This is a genomic window from Synechocystis salina LEGE 00031 (assembly GCF_015207985.1).
Taxonomy (GTDB): domain Bacteria; phylum Cyanobacteriota; class Cyanobacteriia; order Cyanobacteriales; family Microcystaceae; genus Synechocystis; species Synechocystis salina.
Genome location: NZ_JADEVV010000021.1, coordinates 40,402 through 61,170, shown reverse-complemented (window position 1 = coordinate 61,170; position 20,769 = coordinate 40,402). Strand labels below are relative to the sequence as shown.

The following is a 20,769-nucleotide window of genomic DNA, read 5'->3' as shown; positions in this document are numbered from 1 at the left end:
TCTCCCATCAAGACCCTGAACCGGCTATGGCTTCCCTTCGTCAGCATCACCGCCGCCTTTATGCCCTTGAGTTTACTCTCCAGGTCTATTCCTACGAGTCCTCTTAAACTTTTGTCAGTCAATCAGGGCGAAGTAAATTTTGGGATGAATTTCTCGAATCAAGTTCAGGCTGAGAGGTCTTACTTCTAGAAGGCGTAAGGGTAATTTTAATCTAAGTACAGGACAAAAGTTGTATGGGGCAGAATCCTGACTCAGGTAGAGATGGGGTAGGAAAAATGAAAAAACGGCGTAGTAGATCAAAGCCATAGCGAAAGAGACTACGAGCCCGACGACCATGGGCCCTGATAATGCGAATCGGCTTGTGTGAATGTCTCCATATACCGGCCTTCATCGCCCAGACAAAAGCGATGGCCAAGAGAGCAAGTAGCTTTGACAAACGCAGCTTATCAGTGAAATGGGTGGATTCCAAACAAAATCCACGAGTCTTGAGAGCGCCAAACAGGGTTTCAATTCCCCATCGGCGACTGTAATCAGCTAAAGCCCCTTCAGGGTGATGGGTAGTGATGATAATCAAAAAATCATCATCAGTTTTGCCAGATTTTTGCTTAGGGTCAAGACGAGTGCCAATGACATAGACCGGACGACCCCATACCCACCGCTTTCCCGGCAGAATTCGCGTCTCGCCGATGGCCAACGACCGAAATAGGTGAGCTCCAGTTATGGATGGTTGACCTTTCCCTTGACTTATCTTGTCGGTCTGACCCATGCGTAGACGAAAGGGAATGGGCTTATCCATCATCAGGTATGAGAGCCAGGGTTTGCCGATAAACTCCCGGTCTCCTGCGAGATAGTCAATCTTGACCTGGGGAAATAGCTTTTCAAAGCGCTCGAGCAAATCCATCCGCTCTGTACTGTTGCTATTGCCTTTTTTCTTCTCCAGCATCGTCCACATCAGAGGATAGCCAATGCCTTCATAGACTACGCACAGCATCAAGATGTTGAAATGAGTTGTGCCAAATGACCAGTTGGTGCGGTCAATACTCAGAACCCAAGGCTGGGGAATACCTGCAATCCTCATCACCATCTTGGCGATTTTATCCATGTTTACGTCAAACGACTTGAAGAATCTCTGCATACGTTTGTAATTGGAAGATTCCTCCGCATTACCACCCCAGACTGTAGCAAGTTCCCCCAGATTAACGGTTTTAGCTCGGAATAATGCCACTAGGAATAGGGCGACAAATGACAGTCTGGCTCCATGCCATCCCATGTGGGGTCGCAATTGGGCTCGAATTTCGCTAATCTGATTCATGAGGGTTTGCTTGGTTTTGTTCTAACTCCTATCAAACCCTTTCCCCGATAGCTTTTCAAGTTTTTGTCCTGTACTGAGTTCCTTGACATGCTCTAACTTACTGCGACCATCCATCCCTTTATCATATAGACGATAGTCAATTACCCAGTACTGATTCACCTCTGGATTGACATAAACACAACTGACCAGACCAATACCTTTGACTAGTCCTCGGGCATTGCCACTATATTGCCACTGACTGCATTCGATTTTTTGACTATAGCTTTTGTCTAACACCGTATCGTCAAAGACAACATAAGCTTTTGGTGATTCGATTAGCTCTAGACGTACCTGTTCCCACAGCAGACGAGGAGTCAGTTTTACTCCTTATAGGTAACGTTTGATCCGGTCATGGCTCACACCATCGAGATTCTTGGCAAGGTTTGTTAGGGTGTAGTTAATTGGGCTACTCAGTAAATACTGACAGTAATCTAAACGAGTGAAAGAAGTCATCCTACTACCTTAACCTCATCTATCTTGCGTAAGTCCTGACTGTTATACCTGGCTTTGCAACGTATTTGCCGTAAATGGACTATGCCCATCCAGCATTGGAAGGCGGCTCTTGCTTGTTTTGCTATTGAACACCCTAATTCTTTTCTTTTCTAATTTCCCCTTTACACAAATTTCTTGACACTCCCGACTTGAACAAAATTGAGAAGTTCTGGGCGAGACTAAAATGTTATGTTTCCCAACTTGTTAGTAAGGGAGAATCGCTGATTTCTGCATTGGATATAGCGTTGAGAGAACTATCCTAACTATCTCGTCCTTTGCTATATCGTTATTTCTCCTCCCTCTGGGGCTTTAGGTGACCATTTTCCTAGCTGATTTGATAAGCGCTTTTCCCAGGTTGTAATACTGCTGGGGGATTTCCCTAGAACTCTGGCGGTGGCTCTGATTCCGAGTCCTTCCCCTCTTGCCTTGAGCGCCATCTCTACTTTTGACCCTGGTGTTCTCAATCGGGTCATGGGGGTTCCGCTACGCTCGTTGAATCGACGACCACATTCATTGCACAAATAATTTTGCACTATCTGTCCCGTCTTCAGCTTTTTTCTTCCATTTTTCACCACCCGTTCATTTTCACAATACACACAGTTCATTTTTTCAACCTTATACTGCGTAACCATTCTAGCTTTCACTCCCTAAACAGACAGTGCCCACCGGCATTATTTGGGCGACTGAGGGGGTAAAGCATCGATTTCTTCCAGATCAATGGGGTTGGTTCGACAAATTCACTCGAATTTACTTGGGGACTGGTGCCGAACAATTGGTGTTGATAAATTGCACCCCCTGTTCTTGGGGAATTAGTTCTTGTAAATAAAAATCCACCGTTTCATTGCTTTCATTGGCCACCAACACCTTGGCTTGGTGCCCAGTCCGCAACACCTGATTGCGCTCACATAGTTCGTAAGCAAAAATAATCAGGCGATCGCCTGGTTGACAGAGCAAGGCGGCTCCGCCATTGGGGCAAATTTCCTTGGAATGGGCTTGGCCGGGCAGGACATAGGTGGAAAAGCGATTGCCGTTGCTGAGATTGATAATATCCACCTCCTCCAGGGGCAACAATCCCACCCGCTCCAACATCACTGGGTCAATGGTGATACTGCCCACATAATTGACATTGGCCTCCGTCACACAGACCCGATGTAATTTTGCGTGCATTAAACGAATGCTCCCCATTAAGCCCTAACCTCGGTGAAAAAATGCCCTGTATTGATTTAGTTAACAATCAGTGATTAACTCTATCAATTTAATTAACCTGTTGACCGTCTTGACTAACTGTCAGAAATTAACTGTCCTTGACCATAGCCAACGCCACATCAATATTACGGCGAACCGCTTCAGCGGAAAGATGGAGGGCATCTTTTTCCTCAGGGGTTAATTGTACCTCCAGGATATCTTCCACCCCTCGACAGCCCAAACGACAGGGTACCCCCAGGAAAATATCCTTCAATCCATACATGCCATCAAGGTAAGTGGCGGCGGGAAGAATCCTGGACTGATTCCGCAAAATCGACTCCACCATCACCCCAGCGGAAGAAGCCGGGGCGTAATAGGCGGTGCCCGTTTGTAGCAAGGCGGCAATTTCAGCCCCACCGTTACGGGTACGCTCCACTAACTCCGCAATGGTTTGGGAAGGCATTAACTCCGTAATGGGAACCCCACTGACGGTGCAGTAACGGGGCAAGGGCAACATCAAATCTCCATGGCCCCCAAGCACTAGGGTGTTGATATCGGAGGGACAAGCCCCTAATTTCATGGCAATGAAGGCTTTCAGCCGGGCTGAGTCCAACACACCGGCCATGCCGATCACCCGTTGGGGAGGCAAACCCGTTACTTTCCAGGCCAAATAGGTCATCACGTCCAGGGGATTGGTGACCACAATCAGAATGGCGGTGGGGGAATAACGTAATGCTTCCCGGGCGGCCTGGGCCACAATGTTGGCATTTTTACCCAACAAATCATCCCGGCTCATACCAGGCTTTCGGGGCAAACCGGCGGTGATCACCACCACATCGGAGCCAGCGGTAGCCTCGTACTCGTTGGTGCCAACGATTTTATTGTCGTATTCTTCCACGCTCTGGGCGGACATCAAATCTAAGGCAATGCCCTGGGGTAAACCTGGCACAATGTCCAACAAAACTACGTTGGCGACGTTCTTTTGTACTAGCCTCTGGGCCAGGGTCCGGCCGACATTACCGGCACCAACCACCGTCACCTGCAAGGACTGACAGGCGATCGGGGAATACTCCAAACTATTCATGGCACCCTCCGGGGTGTTGATGGTGGAGGAAAGCAACCTAGGCCAAGGCTTCGATTTGGTCTAAGCGCAGCCAGACGTTGGGAGTGGGGACATAAAATCGCACTAGGGCATATTCTTCGTTCAAATCCAACACTTCTCCTTTGCTATGGAAAAGGTAGTCGGGTAAACGGCGATCGCTGGCTTGGGCTTCAAGGCTGTTTTCCAATTGGGCGCGGATAACCCGCACTAAACTGCCCTTTTTCATTTTAGCGGCCATGGTTTTGCCCTCGTTGGGAGACTGGGAAATTAATTCTAAATTGTTACATAACCCTAAAATTTTGTAATTCTTATTTTTGGCTAGTTTCTCCCCAGACCATTCCCCAGGTTTTCCCCAGCCATTCCCCCGGTTACTAGATTTTATCCCCAGGAGGTTAAGGTTTTTGGGCTGTTTCTTAACCCTGACTGGGCCGTGGGCACCCCAGGGGTGGGGGAATTTTTTCTGGTTTTGACACTAGGGATAGTAGGGGGATTTTTTTGGCGATCGCCTCCTGGGGAATCCCGCAAAAAATTAGAGAGAGTTGTTAAAAACCGTTTTATTATTAAGTTAAATTAAGCAAAAATGGCTGAAATACCTATAATGTCGTTGGCAAAAATAAGAAATGTCTCCTGGGGCAAAATTTTCCGCCATTGACAGCCAGGGGAATTCCCCGATAAAACTATTGGGCACACAGCAGAAAAACTTTGGGTGTGGGGCCGTAATCTTCAGCCGGCCCAGTTATTCCCCAAAGCAGTTCCGCCCTTTGAAAGAGAGAAGAACCATGGATACCTCCGTTAGTGTTTTTGCCGAAATCCCCGAAGATCTGCACGAGTCCCTGACCACCTATCTAGATAAACATCCCCATTGGGACCTGGACCGGGTGTTTTCCGCTGCTCTTTCCTTGTTCCTGTTGCAAAATGAGGGGGGCTACGGCACTAAGCCCATGTCCACTAGTTACAAGGCCTGTGCGCGGGTTTATCTGGAAACCTTATTGCAAACCGCCGAATGATTCCCAAGTTAATTGTGGGTTTGGGTAACCCTGAGCCGAAATATGATCAAACCCGCCACAACATCGGTTTTGCCGTAGTGGATGCGTTGGCGATCGCCTGGCAGTGTTCTTGGTATGACCATAAGCGTTTCCAGGGCTGGTTTGGGGAGGGGCTGATGGCCGGGCAAAAAACCTGTTTGCTCAAACCCCGCACCTATATGAATCGTTCTGGCCAGGCTGTGCGGGCAGTGGTGGACTGGTACAAGCTAGAGCCGCAGTCAGTGTTGGTGGTCTATGACGATATGGATTTACCCCTGGGCCGACTACGCCTGAGGCAAACAGGGTCCGCCGGGGGCCATAACGGCATGAAATCCCTGATTAGTCATTTGGGCACCCAGGACTTTCCTCGCCTGCGTTTAGGCATTGGTAAAAGTGATGGCACCAAAGACACCATCGCCCATGTGCTGGGTAAATTTACTCCCTCAGAATTGCCCATTGTGGAGAAAAGCTTAGACTTGGCCACGGAGGCGATCGCCCATAGTCTGCACCATGGCATTGCCAAAACCATGAGTTTATTTAATAACCGCAACGTGGCCCCCTAACGGGTGGGGTCAATGGGGTACAATGGTAAATTGGCAAATTATTACATTTCTTGGGAATTTCGCTTGTGACTACAGCTGAAGCAGCATCTACTATACACACCAGTTTCATCCTCAAAGTCCTCTGGCTCGATCAAAACGTGGCGATCGCCGTGGATCAAATTGTGGGCAAAGGCACTAGTCCTCTCACTTCCTACTTCTTCTGGCCCCGGGCTGATGCTTGGCAACAACTCAAAGACGAACTCGAAGCCAAACATTGGATCGCCGAAGCGGACCGCATTAACGTGCTCAACCAAGCCACTGAGGTGATTAACTTCTGGCAAGACTTGAAAAATCAAAACAAACAAATCTCCATGGCCGAAGCCCAGGGCAAATTCCCCGAAGTGGTATTCAGCGGCAGTAACTAAATTCCCCCAGGGTGAGGAAGAGAAAATATTTCCATATTCCAACTTCCAATGGTCGTGGTAGGGAAATTTTTGCCTTGGGGACAGTCAAAAAACAGCACTGTTCCCCCCCTGGCCGCCTCAAAAAATCGATATGCTACCGTAAGGTCGAGGGGAACTTCCCCATGGCCAGACTGTCATAGCCTCTGGTTTAGGAGGGCTGACCATGCCTTGGCTACAAACCTTCTCGGCGATCGCCATTTTCCGTGGCCCGCAGACATTTAAATAACAAGATTTTCGTGAAGATTAAATCAATATTTTTATTGTCATTACTTTTTGAGGCGACAGCAACAATGAAATCCTTCTTCCGCATCGGTGCAACCCTTGGTCTGATTGGCACCACCGCCGTAGGTACCTGGTTGGGCACCACCCTCCAGGCCCTGGCCCTGCCCACCGAAGAAGTGGTCAAAATTCTGCAAGGGGTACCGGTTTTTACCATTGTGGATGCCCAGGGAGCTCCCTTGGTAGCAGTGGGTGATGACAACGAAAAAGTTACCGGAGTTTTCATTAGTCAACAGGAAGCCAATGGCTTTTTACAGGAACTAAAAAAACAAAAGCCCGACGTTGGTTCCCAGGTCAGTGTCCAGCCCGTTTCCCTGGGGGAAGTGGTGAAAATTGCCCAGGCCAACGCCAACCAGCCAGAACCCTTGGGATTTGCCTATGTGCCCATCCCAGCCCAGGTACAGGCAGCTCAGAAAATGCCTAATTCTGAATACCAAGGGGGAGTCCCTCTATTCGTAGCCAGAGGGGGAGAAGACCAGGGTTATCTCACTATCCAACAGGAAGACGAGCAAATTATTCCTTTCTTCCTCGAAGCTAGTCAGATTCAGCAGATGGTGGAACGGTTTAAGCAAGAGCAACCGGCCATGGCCAACAGCATTGTCATCGATGTCATTGCCATGGAGAACGTTATTTCTACTCTACAAAGTAGTAATGATGAAATGCTCAAACAAATCCGCATTGTGCCCACCCAGGAAGCAGTTCAATTTATTCGCTCCCTTTCTGCCCAACAGCCTCAGTAAGACCTGGGGTTTACGACTAGGGAATTGGCAAGAAACTTCTGGTTCCGTCGGATGGGGGGTAAAGGAAAGGACAGAGGCTAATCTTAGTTGCCCATCCCCCCCTATCAGTGCATTGATGGAGTTTCCAGACTAGGTTGCCGAAGAGACCATGGCTAACTATATTTAACCCATTAATAACCTTGTGGGAGATTTTTTCAGGATGCGTCTACTTTGGCCCCAGTCCCATCGTCGATTAACGGCGATCGCCTTGAATCTAGCCCTTGCTGGCACCACCGCCGGATTAATGTTTGCCTGTGCTGAGCCCGAGCCGGCCCCTGGGGATGGAGCTAACCAACCTAGTCCCGGTGGAGAAGGGGGAGCGCTGAAATTGGGGGCCCTACTACCGGCCACGGGGGATTTATCTTCCATTGGCCAGAATATGCCCCTGGCAGTGCAGTTAGCAGTGGATACCATCAACGCCTGTGGCGGTGTCAATGGCCAGGACGTAACAGTCATTATCGAAGATGACCAAACCGATCCCACCGCAGGGGTTTCCGCCATGACTAAATTGGCCGAAGCAGACCAGGTGGCCGGGGTAGTGGGTTCCTTTGCCAGCAGTGTTTCCAGTGCGGCCGTGCCCATTGCGGTGAGAAATAACATTATGATGATTTCTCCAGGTAGCACTAGTCCTGTTTTTACTGACCAGGCTAAGAAGGGGGAATTTAAGGGTTTTTGGGCCCGCACTGCTCCCCCCGATACCTACCAAGCCCAGGCCCTAGCCGCCCTAGCCAAAAAGCAAGGTTTTGCCGATGTGGCCACCGTTGTTATCAATAATGACTACGGTGTGGGATTTGAGCGGGTATTTGTGGAGTCTTTTGCCGCCGATGGTGGCACAGTGACCAATAAAGATAGACCCGTGCGCTATGACCCCAAAGCGGCAACTTTAGATACAGAAGCAGGCCAAGCCTTTGCCAACAGTCCCGATGCGGTGGCCGCTGTGCTTTATGCTGACACCGGCAGTGTGTTGGTGCAATCCGCCTACCGTCAGGGATTGATGGATGGAGTGACCCTACTATTAACCGATGGGGTTTATTCCCCCGATTTTGTGGAAAAAGTTGGCAAGGATGCCAACGGCGTTTCCCTTTTATCTGGAGCCTTGGGCACAGTGCCCGGTGCCGATGGTAAAGCTCTGGATGCCTTCACTGCCCAATGGAAGGATGCCACCGGTGGGAAAGATGTAACGGCCTTCGTACCCCACACCTACGATGCCACTATTCTGATGATGCTGGCTGCGGAAGCCGCTAAATCCAATACGGGGGCAGGGATCCAGAGTAAGATCAGGGAAGTGTCCAACGGCCCAGGGGAAGAGGTCACCGATGCCTGTGAAGCGATCGCCATGGTGCGGGAAGGCAAGGAAATTAACTACCAGGGGGCCAGCGGCAATGTGGACATCGACGAAAACGGCGACGTGGTCGGTAGTTACGATGTCTGGACGGTGAAGGGGGATGGCACCCTAGAGGTAATTGATAAAGTTACCCCTGGTTCCTAGAGCTTCTCAGGAAACTGTTTCAGTCAACTGTTGAGGATTGATTACAAAAAAATGTCCCCCATTGGTTAATCCAGGGGGCTTTTCTTTTAGGGTAGCTTCGCGTTGTTCAACTTCGGTTTTGTCTTTAGTAGATGGGCACTTCTTCCACTTCTGCTAGGGGTTCTGGGGTCAACACATCCGGCGATCGACTCCCGGAAAGTTGTTTGAGCAGTTGGGAACGGGGATCGTGGAGCAGATAAAAAACTTCGTCCCCAATCTGGGCATTTTCAGTGGTCTTAGCTAGTTGTAAATTACCTTGCCGTTTTAGCATTAAAGGTAGCAATTCTCCAGAACGGATTAGGGCCTGGGTGTGGGCCTGTTGCAGGGCTAAACCGGCCTCCTTAAAGAGGGTCTTACCCAGTTTAATTTGCCCGTCTTTGAGGTACTGATTCCAGGTTTTGAAAGTTTTTTGCTCCATGAAAATTCTTACCCCTTTGTTTTTCAGTAGGGGATTATTTTCCGGTAAATTATCCGGGGCAATCACACACACCCGGGGAGGATTAAACTCGTTGATGGTATTTTGGGCCAGCACTAAATTCACTTCCCCATTATTGGTCAGGGCCATAAATGCCCCCATTTCCTCTATACCTGCTTTTTCCAAGGCATGGGAGTCCAACGCACTGGTTTGAATGGCCGTTAAGCCTTCGGCGATCGCCGTGGCACAGGCTTCTGGGTCACTATCAATCAAGACCACCGATTCCCCTTGGGCCTCAAATAAACGGGCCACCAATCGCCCTAGGGGTGTGCAACCGATAATTACTGCGCCGGTGGTATGGGTGTCGGTGATGCGCAGCAGTTTAGCCAAAGGCTTGGCCGTTAACCCCTGGATAAACACCGTCATCATAATGGTGAGAAACACAATTGATTTGATCGCATCGCCACCGTTAATGCCCCGTTCGGTTAACAGGAGGGAAAATAGAGAAGCAACGGAAGCAGAAACAATACCCCTGGGGGCAATCCAAGCGACAAAAAGTTTTTGTCGCCAGTTGAAAGTGCTCGTCCAAGTACAAATAGCAACGCTAAAGGGACGAATTACCAACATCAACACCGCCACGGTGATCACACTGCCCCAGCCCAAAGCCCCAAAACTGCTCAGGGACAATTCCGCCGCCAGTAAAATAAATAACACCGACACACAAAGCAGGGTTAATTTACCTTTGAATCGTCGCAAAAGTCGGTTATCCGGCAGGGCAGAGGAGTTGAGATAAATGCCCATGGCAACGGTGGCCATTAAGCCTGATTCACTGAGGGAAGCCTGGGCCGCACCAAATACCCCCCACACTCCCGCTAGTACCACCAAGTTACTGACATCTTCCGAGAGAAAGGTGGCCCGTTTGAGGAAATTACTCAATAACCAACCTCCCCCCACCCCGATCGCCAGGCCGACCCCAAGGCGTAATATCAGGCCCATGGCAATTTCGATAATGTCGGTTTCAACGCTGACGTTGGTGTTAAAAATAGTTTCCAGTACCACCACTGCCAGGATGGCTCCCACTGGATCGATGAGTACCCCTTCCCCTTCCAGCAGGGTAGCCACGGATCTCTGCACTTGCACCTGCTTGATCAGGGGGCCCACCACCGTTGGCCCGGTTACCACCACTAAGGAACCGTATAAAAAGGCTAGATACCAGGGAAATTCTGCCAACCAATGGGCCGCTAAACCGCCCCCGATCAGGGTAATGAGGGTACCGATGGTAACCAAATTACGCAGACTACCGGAAACCTGCCCTAATTCCCGCAGACCTAGATTTAATCCCCCTTCAAATAAAATAATCGCCACTGAAAGGGAGACAATCACCTCCAAACCGTCACCGAAGTTGGCCGGTTGAATCCAATGCAGACCGCTGTTACCTAGGCTGACTCCAAAAATGAGCAAAAAGACAATGCTCGGCAGCTTGAGGAATCCCGCCAGCACTTGGGCCCCAATGCCAAACAGGACAGTGAGGATAATCTGGAGGGTAAGGGAAAATGATCCTTCCATAAGGCTCAAGGGAATTGGTTCTGCCCGTAGGTTAACGGTAAATCATTGGCAGGGCTGTGGCCCTTTAAGCTAAAAGGACAACTCCCCTCCAAGGTAAGGCAATCCGCTACCAACTTGAGGGCTGGTCTCGGGAGAATTGTTTACCAACCTAAAACTTATCGCCAATTCACTCAAATCTTGGGACTTTAGACAATTTGTCGGTCAAACAATCAAAAAATTAAAGGCGGCACCCAGATTCGAACTGGGGGTAAAGATTTTGCAGACCTCTGCCTTACCACTTGGCTATGCCGCCATGTTCCGGCCAACTATTATAACAGAGTTGGCAACCTAGACCAAACGGCGATCGGTTAACAATTCATAGCCCGTGGCTGTTACCAATACCGTGTGTTCAAACTGGGCCGAAAGACCATTGTCCACCGTCACCACCGTCCATCGATCGCCGAGGGTACGGGTAAAACGAGAACCAGCATTAATAATCGGCTCGATCGCCAGGGTCATGCCCGGTTTAAGTTTGACGTTGGGTAAATCCCGGCAACGGACGTTAAATACATGGGGGTCTTCGTGGAGGGCCTGCCCCACCCCATGGCCGGTAAATTCCTCCACAATACTGTAACCAGTGGGCTTGACATAGTCTTCAATCGCCCCGGCAATGTCCATCAAATAATTCCCCGGTTTCACTTGTTCAATACCCGCATATAGGGCCCCCTCTGCCACTTCCATTAACCGTTGGGCCTGGGGAGAAACTTTGCCCACCGCAATGGTAATGCAGGAATCGCCGTGGTAGCCCTGGAAATAGGCACCGGTGTCCACCTTCAGCAAATCACCGGCACGAATTTTTTTACGGCGGCGGGGAATGCCATGGACCACTTCATTGTTCACGCAGGCACAAATGGAGGCGGGAAAGCCGTGGTAACCCTTAAAACTAGGAGTAGCCCCCAGGGACCGAATCCGCTCCTCCGCCAACTGGTCTAAATCCGCTGTGGTCATGCCCGGTTGCACCGTTGTGGCAATCTCCTTCAACACCTGGGCGGCGATCGCCCCGGCTTGGCGCATTATGGCAATCTCGGCGGGAGTTTTAATCTGTACCCCTCGGCGGGGAGTTTTCTTGGCCTTGGGAGTGGGGGAAGGTACTGGGGAGGGGGGCGCAAATAACTGGCTAAGTAAGTTCATAAGTATAGATCCCAATAATCTAGGCCATGCTGGCCTTGACTTCCTCCAACGTTTCCATGGGAATATCCTGGGCATCCCCAGCAAAGTCATTGTCCGGGGTTAAGAACAGCATGCAGTGACATTCTTTGCGTTCCCGCATGGGCACACAGGGGCAATTCCAAAAGGTATTTTTCACTTCCGCTTCCTTGTCTTCGTAGTGGCGACAGGGGCAGAGGGGAGAACCCAATTCTTCCTTATGGCGAGCTAAACCCTCGATAACAACGGCGGTGACGGAAAGATCACTACAGAAATAGGTATCCGTACGTTTAGCGTACTGCTCCGCAAAATTTTTCATTGCGGCCAGTGTTTTGTTGTTCTGGGTGTCACTGCTGGTCATAGATTCTCAAGGGAATTAGATGGTCGGCACAAACGCCAATTTTGCCGTCGGTGTATTTATCTTGACACACTATTGGAGCAGGGCCAAAAACCCACGGAGCACCCCAATTGTTACCCCAGGCAATTCTAAATGGGGCGTTAAACCCACGTCTTTAATTTCCACAAAAGCTTTAATGGCATTGGGGTTCAAAGCCGCCAAACGACGCCCGATCGCCGGGGGGGTAAATTGGGCGTATTCTCCCCAAAGAATGGCTGTGGCAATGGTTAAATCCGGCATAAATTGGGCCAGGTCAAAGCACAAATCTCCCCGCACAAAGGACAGGGCCGCATATTCTGCCCGCGGTTGGGTGGCCGATTCCAAATAGGCATCGATAATTTCTGGGTAAATACGCCGGGCTTGGGCAAATTGTCGTTGCTCTAAAAAATTAACAATGCCCGCAGTGTTGGCAATGCCGGTGGTGTAGATAAAGCGATCAAGTACGGGGACACTGACCAGTTGGGCAAAAAAGTTACTGCGATAATCTTCGCCAAAGTCCGATAGCCCCGTGGGGGTAGCCAGAATTAAGCTGGCAAATAACTCCGGATATTGCACCGCTGTCCGCACGGCGATCGCCGCCACCAAGGAAGAAGCAATCACCACCGGGGGCTGGGCACAGGTTTGTTGCAAAAATTCTTGAATAACTTGGATGTAATCCTGGGGAGTATAGTTTTTCACTGGATGGTCGGAGCGACCCCAACCCAGCAAATCCGGAGCTAGCACTCGGTAGTCAGCGGCGAAGGCCGGATAAACTTTTGACCATTCGTAGGCGGAAGAACCACCCCCAAAGCCATGGAGAAAAACCAATGTTTGGCGATCGCCAAGGGACTCCCCCGCTTTCACCCAGGGTGCCTCCGTTGCTTCGTAATAAACAATGGTTCCCAGGGAAGTAACTAGGGAGTTGCGGGTAAAGCCAAGGGGTTCAATCATGCTGTCTCCTGATGGTTAGGGCATTGACCAAAGCGGCTGGTCTTCTCCAGTATGGTTTAGTTTTTCGGCCCATGGCTGGGTTTTTCCTCTGGGTACGGGGCACGGTTTTGCTTTTTGCTACCCAGTAACCGTTGCCCCCAACGGGGGTACAAACTTAAGTAAATAAGCAAATTTCCCCACAATAACGCCCCCAGCAGCAGATAGGTTTTTAACCAAAAATTCCCCTGGAAATCCTCCATAATACCCACACTGGCCAAACTAAAAGCCAGGGTCAGGGCCACCAAAAGTAGCCGCTTGGAAATTTTCACTTGCCGTCTTCGAGATGGTTGCTTACCCACAGATTTTGCCCTTAATGGAAATTAGCTGCCGATGAACTCGAACCGGGGGTTGCCCCTAGAATGGGTAAAAGTGGCCAGGGAAGCCATGGCGTTTATTGTTTGTAACCATGCCCCACCGGGGGACTGGGGTAGCCAGCTTATGCCGTGACGGGTTTTTGCTAACCTGGTTGTAAATCAATTGCCCTTTTAATTTATGGTTCGTCGTCGTTCGGTTCCTTGGATTCATCGCTATTCCCGTTTCATTATGGGGGCGATCGCCGTGCTGGGGATCTTGATCACCTCCTACCTGGCCTATGTTTCCTTCAGCGGAGGAGAAGCCCTTTGCCCCGTTGACCCGGAAAGTGGTAGTTCCAGTTGCGACCTAGTGTTGCAGAGTGTCTACGCCAAAGTGTTTGGCATTCCCCTGAGCGTTTTTGGCCTGGGGGCCTACATTGCCATGGCCATTGCGGCCCTGGTGCCTTTTTTAGTGAGCGAGGAGAGCAACAAAAAACAGCGCAACTCCCTAGAAGACCTCACCGGCAAATTCCTCTTGGTGGGGGGCACTTCCATGGCAGTGTTCAGTGGCTACTTAATGTACATTTCCTTTTTCCGGCTCCAGGAGGCTTGCTGGTACTGCCTAACTTCTGCTATTTGTTCTTTACTGTTGTTCATTTTGGCGATCGTTGGTCGGGAGTGGGAAGAAGTGAGTCAAGTATTTTTTACCACCATTGTGGTGGCCATGGTAACCATTGTCGGCACCTTGGGGCTTTATGCCACCGCTGAAGGGCCTAGGGCCGGGGCCGATGGGACCATTCCCATTCCCGCCATTGTTGGTCAACCCAAACCCCCCAGTGGTTGGCCCATTACCACCCAATCGGGCCCAGCGGAGATTGAATTGGCGGAATACCTCACCGCCCAAGGGGTGCTTAACTATGGAGCCTTCTGGTGTCCCCATTGCTACGACCAAAAACTTCTTTTTGGGAAAGAAGCATTTGAAAAAATCACCTACATTGAGTGCGACCCGGCCGGCAAAAATCCCCAGACCCAAGTCTGTGTGGATGCGAGCATTCAATCCTTCCCCACTTGGGGCATTGATGGAGAACTCAACCCCGGGGTCAAAACCCTCCGGGAACTGGCAGAGCTCACTGGCTATGAAGGCAATATGGATTTTAAATATGGTCTGAGAAATTAGATCTACCACAAGGTTAATCTGGGGACTGACCAAAGTGCCCCATATTCTTCCAGTGGATAACATCAAAATTTCTTTTAAAAAACCCTCAAGCCGGAGATGGCCTGGGGGGATTTTTCTTAATAGTGTTGTAGGTTGATTGCAATCGATTAGTAGTAGTTACCCACTTTGCGGTGGTGTACGGCGGTTAACCCTTCCGCTTTGGCTACCCGGCCATTGGTCACTTGGCTGTAAACAATCCAATGGTCACTACATTCCATGCGACTGGCCACTTCACATTCCAGGTAGGCCAAGGCATCGGTCAAAATCGGAGAGCCATTGGCGGCGGTTTGGGTTTTGACACCGGCAAAACGATCTGCCCCAGGGGGAAAACGCTTGAGGAAGTGTTTCATCAGGGATTGATAATTACCTTCTTCCAAAATATTCAACACAAAGCGATCGCCAACCTGCATGAGGGATTCAATGGCCCGGTCCTTGGCCACAGCAACGGTGAAACCAGGGGGACTAAAGCTGGCTTGGGAAACCCAGGACGCCAACATGGCCCCTTTGACTTCCCCTTTTTGGGCGGTGATGATATAAAGCCCGCCGCTGATGCGGCCGATCGCCTTTTCCAGGTCGCTGTCGAGGGATTTGAGTTGTTTAATTTTGGCCGCCTGGATCAAATTTTGGCCCAAATCCGTACCGGACTCATCACAGAGTTGATAGGTGCTTTCCCTGGGGGTGTCTTTGACTTTGATCACAGTGAAAGCTTCCCGCAAACCCAGGTCTAAAAATTTGGTGCGGAGGGGATCAATGGGTTCATCATCCCCACCATAGGATTCGTATAGGCCAAAGACTTGTTTCGGCTGCATGGCGGCCAACACTGCGCCGAAATTGGTACTAAGATCCCCGCTGGCCTGCAAGGGAGGCATTCCCAGAACCACCCCACTGGCATGGCCGACCAATTCTTGAATTTCCTGGGGATCGGCGGTGCTTAGGTCCACCATATCCACCCCCACTCCAGTTTTGGTAATGCCCTTGGCAATGGCCTGGGAAAGGCGATCGCCATAGCCGTAATCGGCCACATAGAAAACCACCACGGTTTTTTCCGCTTTGCTTTGGGATTCGCTCCAATGGCGGTAGCGATGTAATAATTCAGCGACGTTGTAACGCAGTAGGGGGCCGTGGCCGTTGGCAACGGTGCTAATGGTACCCAGGTTATCCATGCGCTTCATGGCTGCCAGCACAGAACGGGCGTTGGGGCCCATCAGACAATCGTAGTAAAACTGGTAATCCGGTGCGATTTTGTCCAAATCCGTGTCGAAAACCGCATCGGAGCAGTAGTGCATGCCAAACACGTCGCAGGTGAAGAGAATTTCCGTGGCGGGATCATAGGTGAGCATGGTGTCCGGCCAGTGGAGATTGGGGGCACTGACAAACTCCAAATTATGGCCCTGGCCCAAATCTAGGCGATCGCCACTTTTAACCTGGATGCGTTCAAAGGGTTGATGGACAAAGTTATCCAGAAATTGCAGCGCCACCTTGGTGGCCACCACCGTAATTTGGGGATTGAGTTGCAGAATATCTTTTACTAGTCCGCTGTGGTCTGGCTCCGTGTGGCTGACAATTAAATAATCAATTTCCTTGGGATCAATTAATCCCTGTAGCAAATCCAGGTATAAGCGGCGGAACTTCTCGTGGGAGCTATCCACCAGGGCCACCCGATCCGCTTGGATGAGATAGGAATTGTAGGTGGTGCCGTTTTGCAGGCCAAATTCAATATCAAATCGGTCCCGGTCCCAGTCCAAGGAACGGATAGCAGTAATATTTTTGGCGATCGCCTCGGTTTGGGTGGAAAGCCGTTTTTGGGTAGCTAGGGGGGTAGTGACCATGCCGTACTCCTAGGACTGGTAATGGAAAACTCTCTGTTCAGTGTATCCCAGGGGCCAGGGCGGGGGAAAGTTAACAAACATTGATATTTTTAAATCAAACCATCACAACTTCCACCATTGTGGTTGCATGACAAATACTCTTCCAATTCCCCAATGATGCTTGAAAGTTGGACCGTCCCCAAATCTACTTTGGGGTTAACTAGGGTATCCCACGCTTTAGGTGTCCCCGTGGGGGATGGGAGGATCTTACAGACGGTACATAATGCTTTCCCCATGGCTATCGGTGCCACAGGTGCGGAACAGGTTATACAAATCCCCCAGGTAACTGACTTCTTCCATTTGGGGCACAGAACTCTGCCAAGGTTTGGGGTTGCCGTAGGCATAAAAAGCTTCCACTCCGTCAATGCCATGGCGGGCCGCCGCTGGGATCAGTTGACTGGCGGGTTGACGGTACCGGGCCGGATGGGCCAACACCGCTAAACCGCCGGCATCATGGATAGCCTTGATTACCTTAGCCCCTTGGGCATAATATTTATCCGGGCGATCGCCAGTCAGGTAGGGGTCTAACACCGGTTGGGTCGGGTCAAAATCGTAGCCGAGGATGTGGACTTCGGTGCCGTCTAAATTGGCAGTAATCTCAATGCCAGTCCAGAGTTGGGGCCTGGGGCCTGGATAATGGCAATGTTCAGTGAGCCAGCGTTGGGCCCGGTAATAGCCCGCCACACAATGGTGATCTGTGATGGCCAAGCCCCGTAATTCTTGGTGTATGGCCTGTTCGATCAAGCCCTCTGGGGTCATCTGACCGTCGGAACATCGGGTGTGGAGATGAAAGTTATAAAACCGTGGACAACTGGTGGGGGTCAAGGACTGCCAAACAGTTGTAAGTTGGCGCTCCATCTGTTGAGACTGCGGAGAAATAAGGTCGTTAACCATGAATAAATGCCATCTTGACAACGGGCTGGTGCTGGATATAAATACATCCCACCCTTTCCCCACAATAACAAAACTTTACATAATTGGCTTTTACTCCTCGTCCCGTCCCCCAAGTAAAAAGTTCCTCAACCAGAACTCTCCCAATTCTTCTTTTTAAAGGCAGGCCAAAAAAATCACAGAGCCCAGGCTAGGTTACATTAGGTTGAGACTGGAAATTATTTTCTTCCAAAGCTCACTGGGGAATGGTTTAAGCATAACATCGGTAGAGTGAACCCCGTCCATTTTTCTCTCTGCTCAGAACCTCCGTTTTAAGGTTGGGTTTCTATGGAGTCGGCCACCATGTCTTTTCCCATCAGCAAGACCTACTTTTTGGCAGGGTTGCACTGTCCGAAACGTCTGTGGTTGTCTATCTGCCGTCCAGAAGATGCTTCCCCCATGTCCTTGGCCGCCGAACAAAGAATTAAACAAGGTAAGGCGATCGGGGTGGCGGCGCGGGAATCTTTTAAAAATGGCATATTGGTGGATGGAAGTCTGAAGTACTGCCTAGAAAAAAGTTGGGAATTGACAGTAGTGGTGGCAGGGCAAGGGGTGGAGTGTTTATTTGAGCCCGCTTTTTTGTATGACGATATTTTGGTGCGCTGTGACGTATTGCGACGCTTACCGTCGGGTAACTGGGAAATTATTGAGGTAAAATCCGCCACCAAGCTCAAGGACGAACACATAGCCGATTTAACCTTGCAACATTACGTGTTGGAGGGGTTGGGGTTAACGGTAGAGAAAACTAGCCTCATGGTGGTGAATCCCATGGCGCGTAATTGGAGTGTAGTGCAGGAACGGTTTTGCTATCAAGATGTGACGGCGGCGGTGGTACGTTGGCGCCAGCAGTTGCCCCAAAAACTGGCAGAATTCCGCAAATTGTTGACGGAACCGACCGCTCCCCAGGTCCCCATTGGCAGCCATTGTGATCGCCCTTACCGTTGTCCGTTTAAAGATCATTGTTGGCAGAATGTGCCCCCGATTTCAATTTTCGACATCCCCCTGTTGAAGCAAGATAAATTGCAAAGGTTGATGGCGTCTAATATCTGGGACTTGGAGGACATTCCGGCGGACTTTCCTTTGACCCAAAGGCAAAGAGCATTTATTGACCGGATGACGGAAGCAAAACCCCAAATAGACCACGATTTATTAAGGCGATTGCTGGGCCAGATCCCCCTTGATCAACCGTTGTATTTTTTTGATGTGGAAACCCACAGCAGTGCCATTCCCCGTTTTGCCGGTCTGCATCCCTACGAACGTTGCATTTTTCAGTACAGTTGCCACCGTCTCAATGTGGACGGTTCCCTGGAGCACTTTGAATATTTGCATACGGAAAATTCCGATCCCCGCCTCCCCCTGCTGATTTCCCTGATACATCACATTGGCGATCGGGGTTCAGTGGTGGTTTATAACCAATCCTTTGAAAAGGGCGTATTACAACAATTGGCGGCGGCCTACCCCAACTATGGGTCCAAAATTAATCAGATTATCGATCGCCTGTGGGATTTACAGGTGGTTTTTAAAAAAGCCTATTTCCATCCAGGTTTCCAGGGTTCCTATTCCCTCAAAAAAGTTCTGCCGGTCATGGTGCCCCAGCTTTGCCACGACGACTTGGCCATCAAGTCTGGCAATGAAGCTCCCCTGGTATGGGAAGCCCTCCTGGAATGTTCTCTGCCGGATAGAAGGGCGGAAATGGCCCAGCAACTGCGGGATTATTGTGGCCTAGACACCCTGGGGATGGTGAGAATTTATCAGGTTTTACAACAGGAGTTGAGGGTGAATTAGGAGGGATCAAAACGCCATGGATGGTCTAGTCGCTCTCCCCATCTTCTTTGCCCTGACTTTGGTGGTGGTCATCAAACAAGATCAGGGTTTCCGCCGCCTGCCGGGGAGAATCAGTGGTTTTCCTCGATGGGACTGGGATTATGGGAAGTATATTTTCCCCTTGTCCGGTCGGTAAACGTTCCTGGTGATAGGTTTCCTTGGCTTGGGCCTCCATCAACTCAGGCGATCGCCGTCGAGGAATTTTTAATTGAGAGGCTGGAGGAATTTGTAATTGAGGAACCGGTAGAACTAAGGCCGCTGGAGAAACATCTTCCTCAGTCGTACCGGCAATATTTTTCACAAAAAAGTTAATTGTTTCTTCCTTTAACCAACCCTTGAGCACCGCCACCGAACCGAAGCGTACCCCCAACCGTTGTTGTTCGCGCAAAATACGCTCAATCTGGTCTTCATCCAGCAGATGGGCCATTTTCAGGTAGTAACCAATGGGGCCCTGCACCGGTTGCCCCACCATTGCGGGCCAGAGGTCAACGAAAAAATCCGCCGTTTCCTGGGAAATCCAGCCATGGTGAGAAAGAATTTCCCCCAGCAACATCTCGAACTGCTTTTGTTCATACAAAGCCACTTCCAATTGCCCAGAGGTAATTAGTTTTGCTTCCTGGAGAATAATACCGATGGGCTTTTTGTTACTGACCATGGCGGATGGGGGAAGAGCGCATTTCAGAATCGGACAAAATAGACTCTGAATGAAAGAAAAAAGACTTAATTAGGCGTAATTGAGCTTTGATAATCTAACCACCACTAATTTTAGCTTTGTAGCCCTGCTTTAACAAATAAGCGAGAATTTTCTCCCGTTGATCGCCCTGGATTTCCAAACAATCTTCCTTCAAGGTGCCCCCACTACCACAAAAATTTTTCAGAGCCTTGAGTAGGGCTTGTCGCCCCGGGGTGGACAATTGCAAACCATTCACTACTGTCACTGTTTTTCCTTTTCGGCCAGAGCGAGTTGCTTGGATCCGGACATTCTGTTGTTGGGGAGGAAGGTCAATTTCCTCGTCCGATATGGGATCTGCCACCGGGCCAAATTCTTGGTAAACAATACGAGCTGGGGGTTTGGAGCTGGCCATAGGACTGGGAAAAAATACTGGGTAGCGCCAACGTTAACGAGCAGGAACCAATTGGGAAATTAGCGTCCGATCGCCTGGGTAAAATAGTACACTCACTACCAGAGTACCAGATTCAAAGCTGTCATTGGGAGAGTTTGTTTGTAAAGTTTTGATCTATTGCTTCAATTTCCGCATTAAAGTTCCAGTCAGACTGGGGGACAGGGGGTTTTATCAATATCCTTATCCTTTCCGAGTCATGGCTATTTTGAAATCTTCGCCTGATTGCAGAACACTG

The 20,769-nt window shown here is 50.0% G+C and carries 23 protein-coding genes, 1 tRNA gene and 1 pseudogene; 7 read left to right on the top strand and 18 right to left on the bottom strand.

From position 1 onward, the window contains the following. Positions 1-211: 211 nt before the first annotated feature. The 7 genes and pseudogenes from IQ217_RS09175 to ndhO form a co-directional block, all read right to left on the bottom strand. Positions 212-1,312: an IS4 family transposase gene (locus tag IQ217_RS09175; RefSeq protein WP_194019709.1), complete on the bottom strand. Its 1,101-nt coding sequence runs from the start codon at positions 1,310-1,312 to the stop codon at positions 212-214. A 21-nt stretch (positions 1,313-1,333) separates the two neighbouring features. Continuing rightward, positions 1,334-1,588 carry a hypothetical protein gene (locus IQ217_RS09170; RefSeq protein WP_194019708.1) on the bottom strand — a complete coding sequence of 85 codons (255 nt, stop codon included), beginning with the start codon at positions 1,586-1,588 and terminating at the stop codon, positions 1,334-1,336. Positions 1,589-1,678: 90 nt separating this feature from the next. Next, positions 1,679-1,804, bottom strand: a complete 126-nt coding sequence (locus tag IQ217_RS19235; RefSeq protein ID WP_255512829.1) for a hypothetical protein — start codon at positions 1,802-1,804, stop codon at positions 1,679-1,681. Between the two features lie 320 nt (positions 1,805-2,124). Then, positions 2,125-2,448 (bottom strand): annotated as a pseudogene (locus tag IQ217_RS09165) (transposase); the annotation flags it as partial. A gap of 142 nt (positions 2,449-2,590) precedes the next feature. Next, the gene (gene panD / locus IQ217_RS09160) at positions 2,591-3,028 is read right to left on the bottom strand and encodes an aspartate 1-decarboxylase (RefSeq protein WP_190599270.1); all 438 of its coding nucleotides are present in this window, start codon (positions 3,026-3,028) and stop codon (positions 2,591-2,593) included. 109 nt (positions 3,029-3,137) lie between these two features. Beyond that, the gene (gene mdh / locus IQ217_RS09155; RefSeq protein ID WP_194019706.1) at positions 3,138-4,112 is read right to left on the bottom strand and encodes a malate dehydrogenase; all 975 of its coding nucleotides are present in this window, start codon (positions 4,110-4,112) and stop codon (positions 3,138-3,140) included. 37 nt (positions 4,113-4,149) lie between these two features. Then, positions 4,150-4,368: an NAD(P)H-quinone oxidoreductase subunit O gene (ndhO, locus tag IQ217_RS09150; protein WP_010873698.1), complete on the bottom strand. Its 219-nt coding sequence runs from the start codon at positions 4,366-4,368 to the stop codon at positions 4,150-4,152. Between the two features lie 541 nt (positions 4,369-4,909). On the opposite strand from ndhO, the gene IQ217_RS09145 reads away from it, so the two are divergent. From IQ217_RS09145 to IQ217_RS09135, 3 genes are all read left to right on the top strand, one after another. After that, positions 4,910-5,137 (top strand): DUF2811 domain-containing protein, encoded by a 228-nt coding sequence (locus IQ217_RS09145; RefSeq protein ID WP_190599272.1) that lies wholly within the window; start codon positions 4,910-4,912, stop codon positions 5,135-5,137. Continuing rightward, the gene (gene pth, locus IQ217_RS09140) at positions 5,134-5,718 is read left to right on the top strand and encodes an aminoacyl-tRNA hydrolase (protein WP_190599273.1); all 585 of its coding nucleotides are present in this window, start codon (positions 5,134-5,136) and stop codon (positions 5,716-5,718) included. Before IQ217_RS09145 ends, pth begins: the two co-directional genes overlap by 4 nt. A 65-nt stretch (positions 5,719-5,783) precedes the next feature. Continuing rightward, positions 5,784-6,122, top strand: a complete 339-nt coding sequence (locus IQ217_RS09135) for a 30S ribosomal protein PSRP-3 (RefSeq protein WP_190599274.1) — start codon at positions 5,784-5,786, stop codon at positions 6,120-6,122. 211 nt (positions 6,123-6,333) lie between these two features. Here IQ217_RS09135 and IQ217_RS18915 read toward each other — a convergent pair whose 3' ends face one another. Further along, complete coding sequence (locus IQ217_RS18915) at positions 6,334-6,471, bottom strand: hypothetical protein (protein ID WP_228023994.1); 138 nt, start codon at positions 6,469-6,471, stop codon at positions 6,334-6,336. On the opposite strand from IQ217_RS18915, the gene IQ217_RS09130 reads away from it, so the two are divergent. After that, positions 6,452-7,180 (top strand): Tic22 family protein, encoded by a 729-nt coding sequence (locus IQ217_RS09130; protein WP_265583630.1) that lies wholly within the window; start codon positions 6,452-6,454, stop codon positions 7,178-7,180. The two genes, IQ217_RS18915 and IQ217_RS09130, sit on opposite strands and share 20 nt — an antisense overlap. A 199-nt stretch (positions 7,181-7,379) precedes the next feature. After that, positions 7,380-8,708 (top strand): ABC transporter substrate-binding protein, encoded by a 1,329-nt coding sequence (locus tag IQ217_RS09125; protein WP_190599275.1) that lies wholly within the window; start codon positions 7,380-7,382, stop codon positions 8,706-8,708. Between the two features lie 124 nt (positions 8,709-8,832). Here the strand turns inward: IQ217_RS09125 and IQ217_RS09120 are convergent, their stop codons facing one another. The 6 genes from IQ217_RS09120 to IQ217_RS18910 all read right to left on the bottom strand — a co-directional run bounded on the left by IQ217_RS09120 (position 8,833) and on the right by IQ217_RS18910 (position 13,548). Further along, positions 8,833-10,728, bottom strand: a complete 1,896-nt coding sequence (locus IQ217_RS09120; RefSeq protein WP_190599276.1) for a cation:proton antiporter — start codon at positions 10,726-10,728, stop codon at positions 8,833-8,835. Between the two features lie 221 nt (positions 10,729-10,949). Continuing rightward, a tRNA-Cys gene (locus IQ217_RS09115) sits at positions 10,950-11,020 on the bottom strand. 35 nt (positions 11,021-11,055) lie between these two features. Continuing rightward, on the bottom strand, positions 11,056-11,898 hold the full coding sequence (gene map, locus IQ217_RS09110; protein WP_194019705.1) for a type I methionyl aminopeptidase: 843 nt from the start codon (positions 11,896-11,898) through the stop codon (positions 11,056-11,058). Positions 11,899-11,917: 19 nt separating this feature from the next. Further along, on the bottom strand, positions 11,918-12,274 hold the full coding sequence (locus tag IQ217_RS09105) for a ferredoxin:thioredoxin reductase (protein WP_010873706.1): 357 nt from the start codon (positions 12,272-12,274) through the stop codon (positions 11,918-11,920). A 69-nt stretch (positions 12,275-12,343) separates the two neighbouring features. Further along, positions 12,344-13,240 (bottom strand): alpha/beta fold hydrolase, encoded by an 897-nt coding sequence (locus IQ217_RS09100; protein ID WP_194019704.1) that lies wholly within the window; start codon positions 13,238-13,240, stop codon positions 12,344-12,346. 56 nt (positions 13,241-13,296) lie between these two features. Beyond that, positions 13,297-13,548: a hypothetical protein gene (locus tag IQ217_RS18910; protein WP_228023989.1), complete on the bottom strand. Its 252-nt coding sequence runs from the start codon at positions 13,546-13,548 to the stop codon at positions 13,297-13,299. A 223-nt stretch (positions 13,549-13,771) separates the two neighbouring features. Here IQ217_RS18910 and IQ217_RS09090 point away from each other — a divergent pair, with 223 nt between their 5' ends. Next, a complete protein-coding gene (locus IQ217_RS09090; protein WP_194019703.1) occupies positions 13,772-14,749 on the top strand; it encodes a vitamin K epoxide reductase family protein in 978 nt (325 codons plus the stop codon). Between the two features lie 146 nt (positions 14,750-14,895). Here IQ217_RS09090 and IQ217_RS09085 read toward each other — a convergent pair whose 3' ends face one another. Continuing rightward, positions 14,896-16,617 (bottom strand): diflavin flavoprotein, encoded by a 1,722-nt coding sequence (locus IQ217_RS09085; RefSeq protein ID WP_194019702.1) that lies wholly within the window; start codon positions 16,615-16,617, stop codon positions 14,896-14,898. 246 nt (positions 16,618-16,863) lie between these two features. Beyond that, positions 16,864-17,550 carry a PHP domain-containing protein gene (locus IQ217_RS09080; protein ID WP_228016821.1) on the bottom strand — a complete coding sequence of 229 codons (687 nt, stop codon included), beginning with the start codon at positions 17,548-17,550 and terminating at the stop codon, positions 16,864-16,866. 324 nt (positions 17,551-17,874) lie between these two features. On the opposite strand from IQ217_RS09080, the gene IQ217_RS09075 reads away from it, so the two are divergent. Further along, positions 17,875-19,371, top strand: a complete 1,497-nt coding sequence (locus tag IQ217_RS09075; RefSeq protein WP_194019700.1) for a DUF2779 domain-containing protein — start codon at positions 17,875-17,877, stop codon at positions 19,369-19,371. Positions 19,372-19,396: 25 nt separating this feature from the next. On the opposite strand, the gene IQ217_RS09070 is transcribed toward IQ217_RS09075, so the two are convergent. Beyond that, complete coding sequence (locus tag IQ217_RS09070) at positions 19,397-20,065, bottom strand: cyclic di-GMP-binding domain-containing protein, MshE-related (protein ID WP_190599283.1); 669 nt, start codon at positions 20,063-20,065, stop codon at positions 19,397-19,399. A gap of 94 nt (positions 20,066-20,159) precedes the next feature. Beyond that, entirely contained in the window at positions 20,160-20,495 is a 336-nt protein-coding gene (locus tag IQ217_RS09065) for a translation initiation factor (protein WP_190599284.1), read from the bottom strand. Between the last annotated feature and the right edge of the window lie 274 nt (positions 20,496-20,769).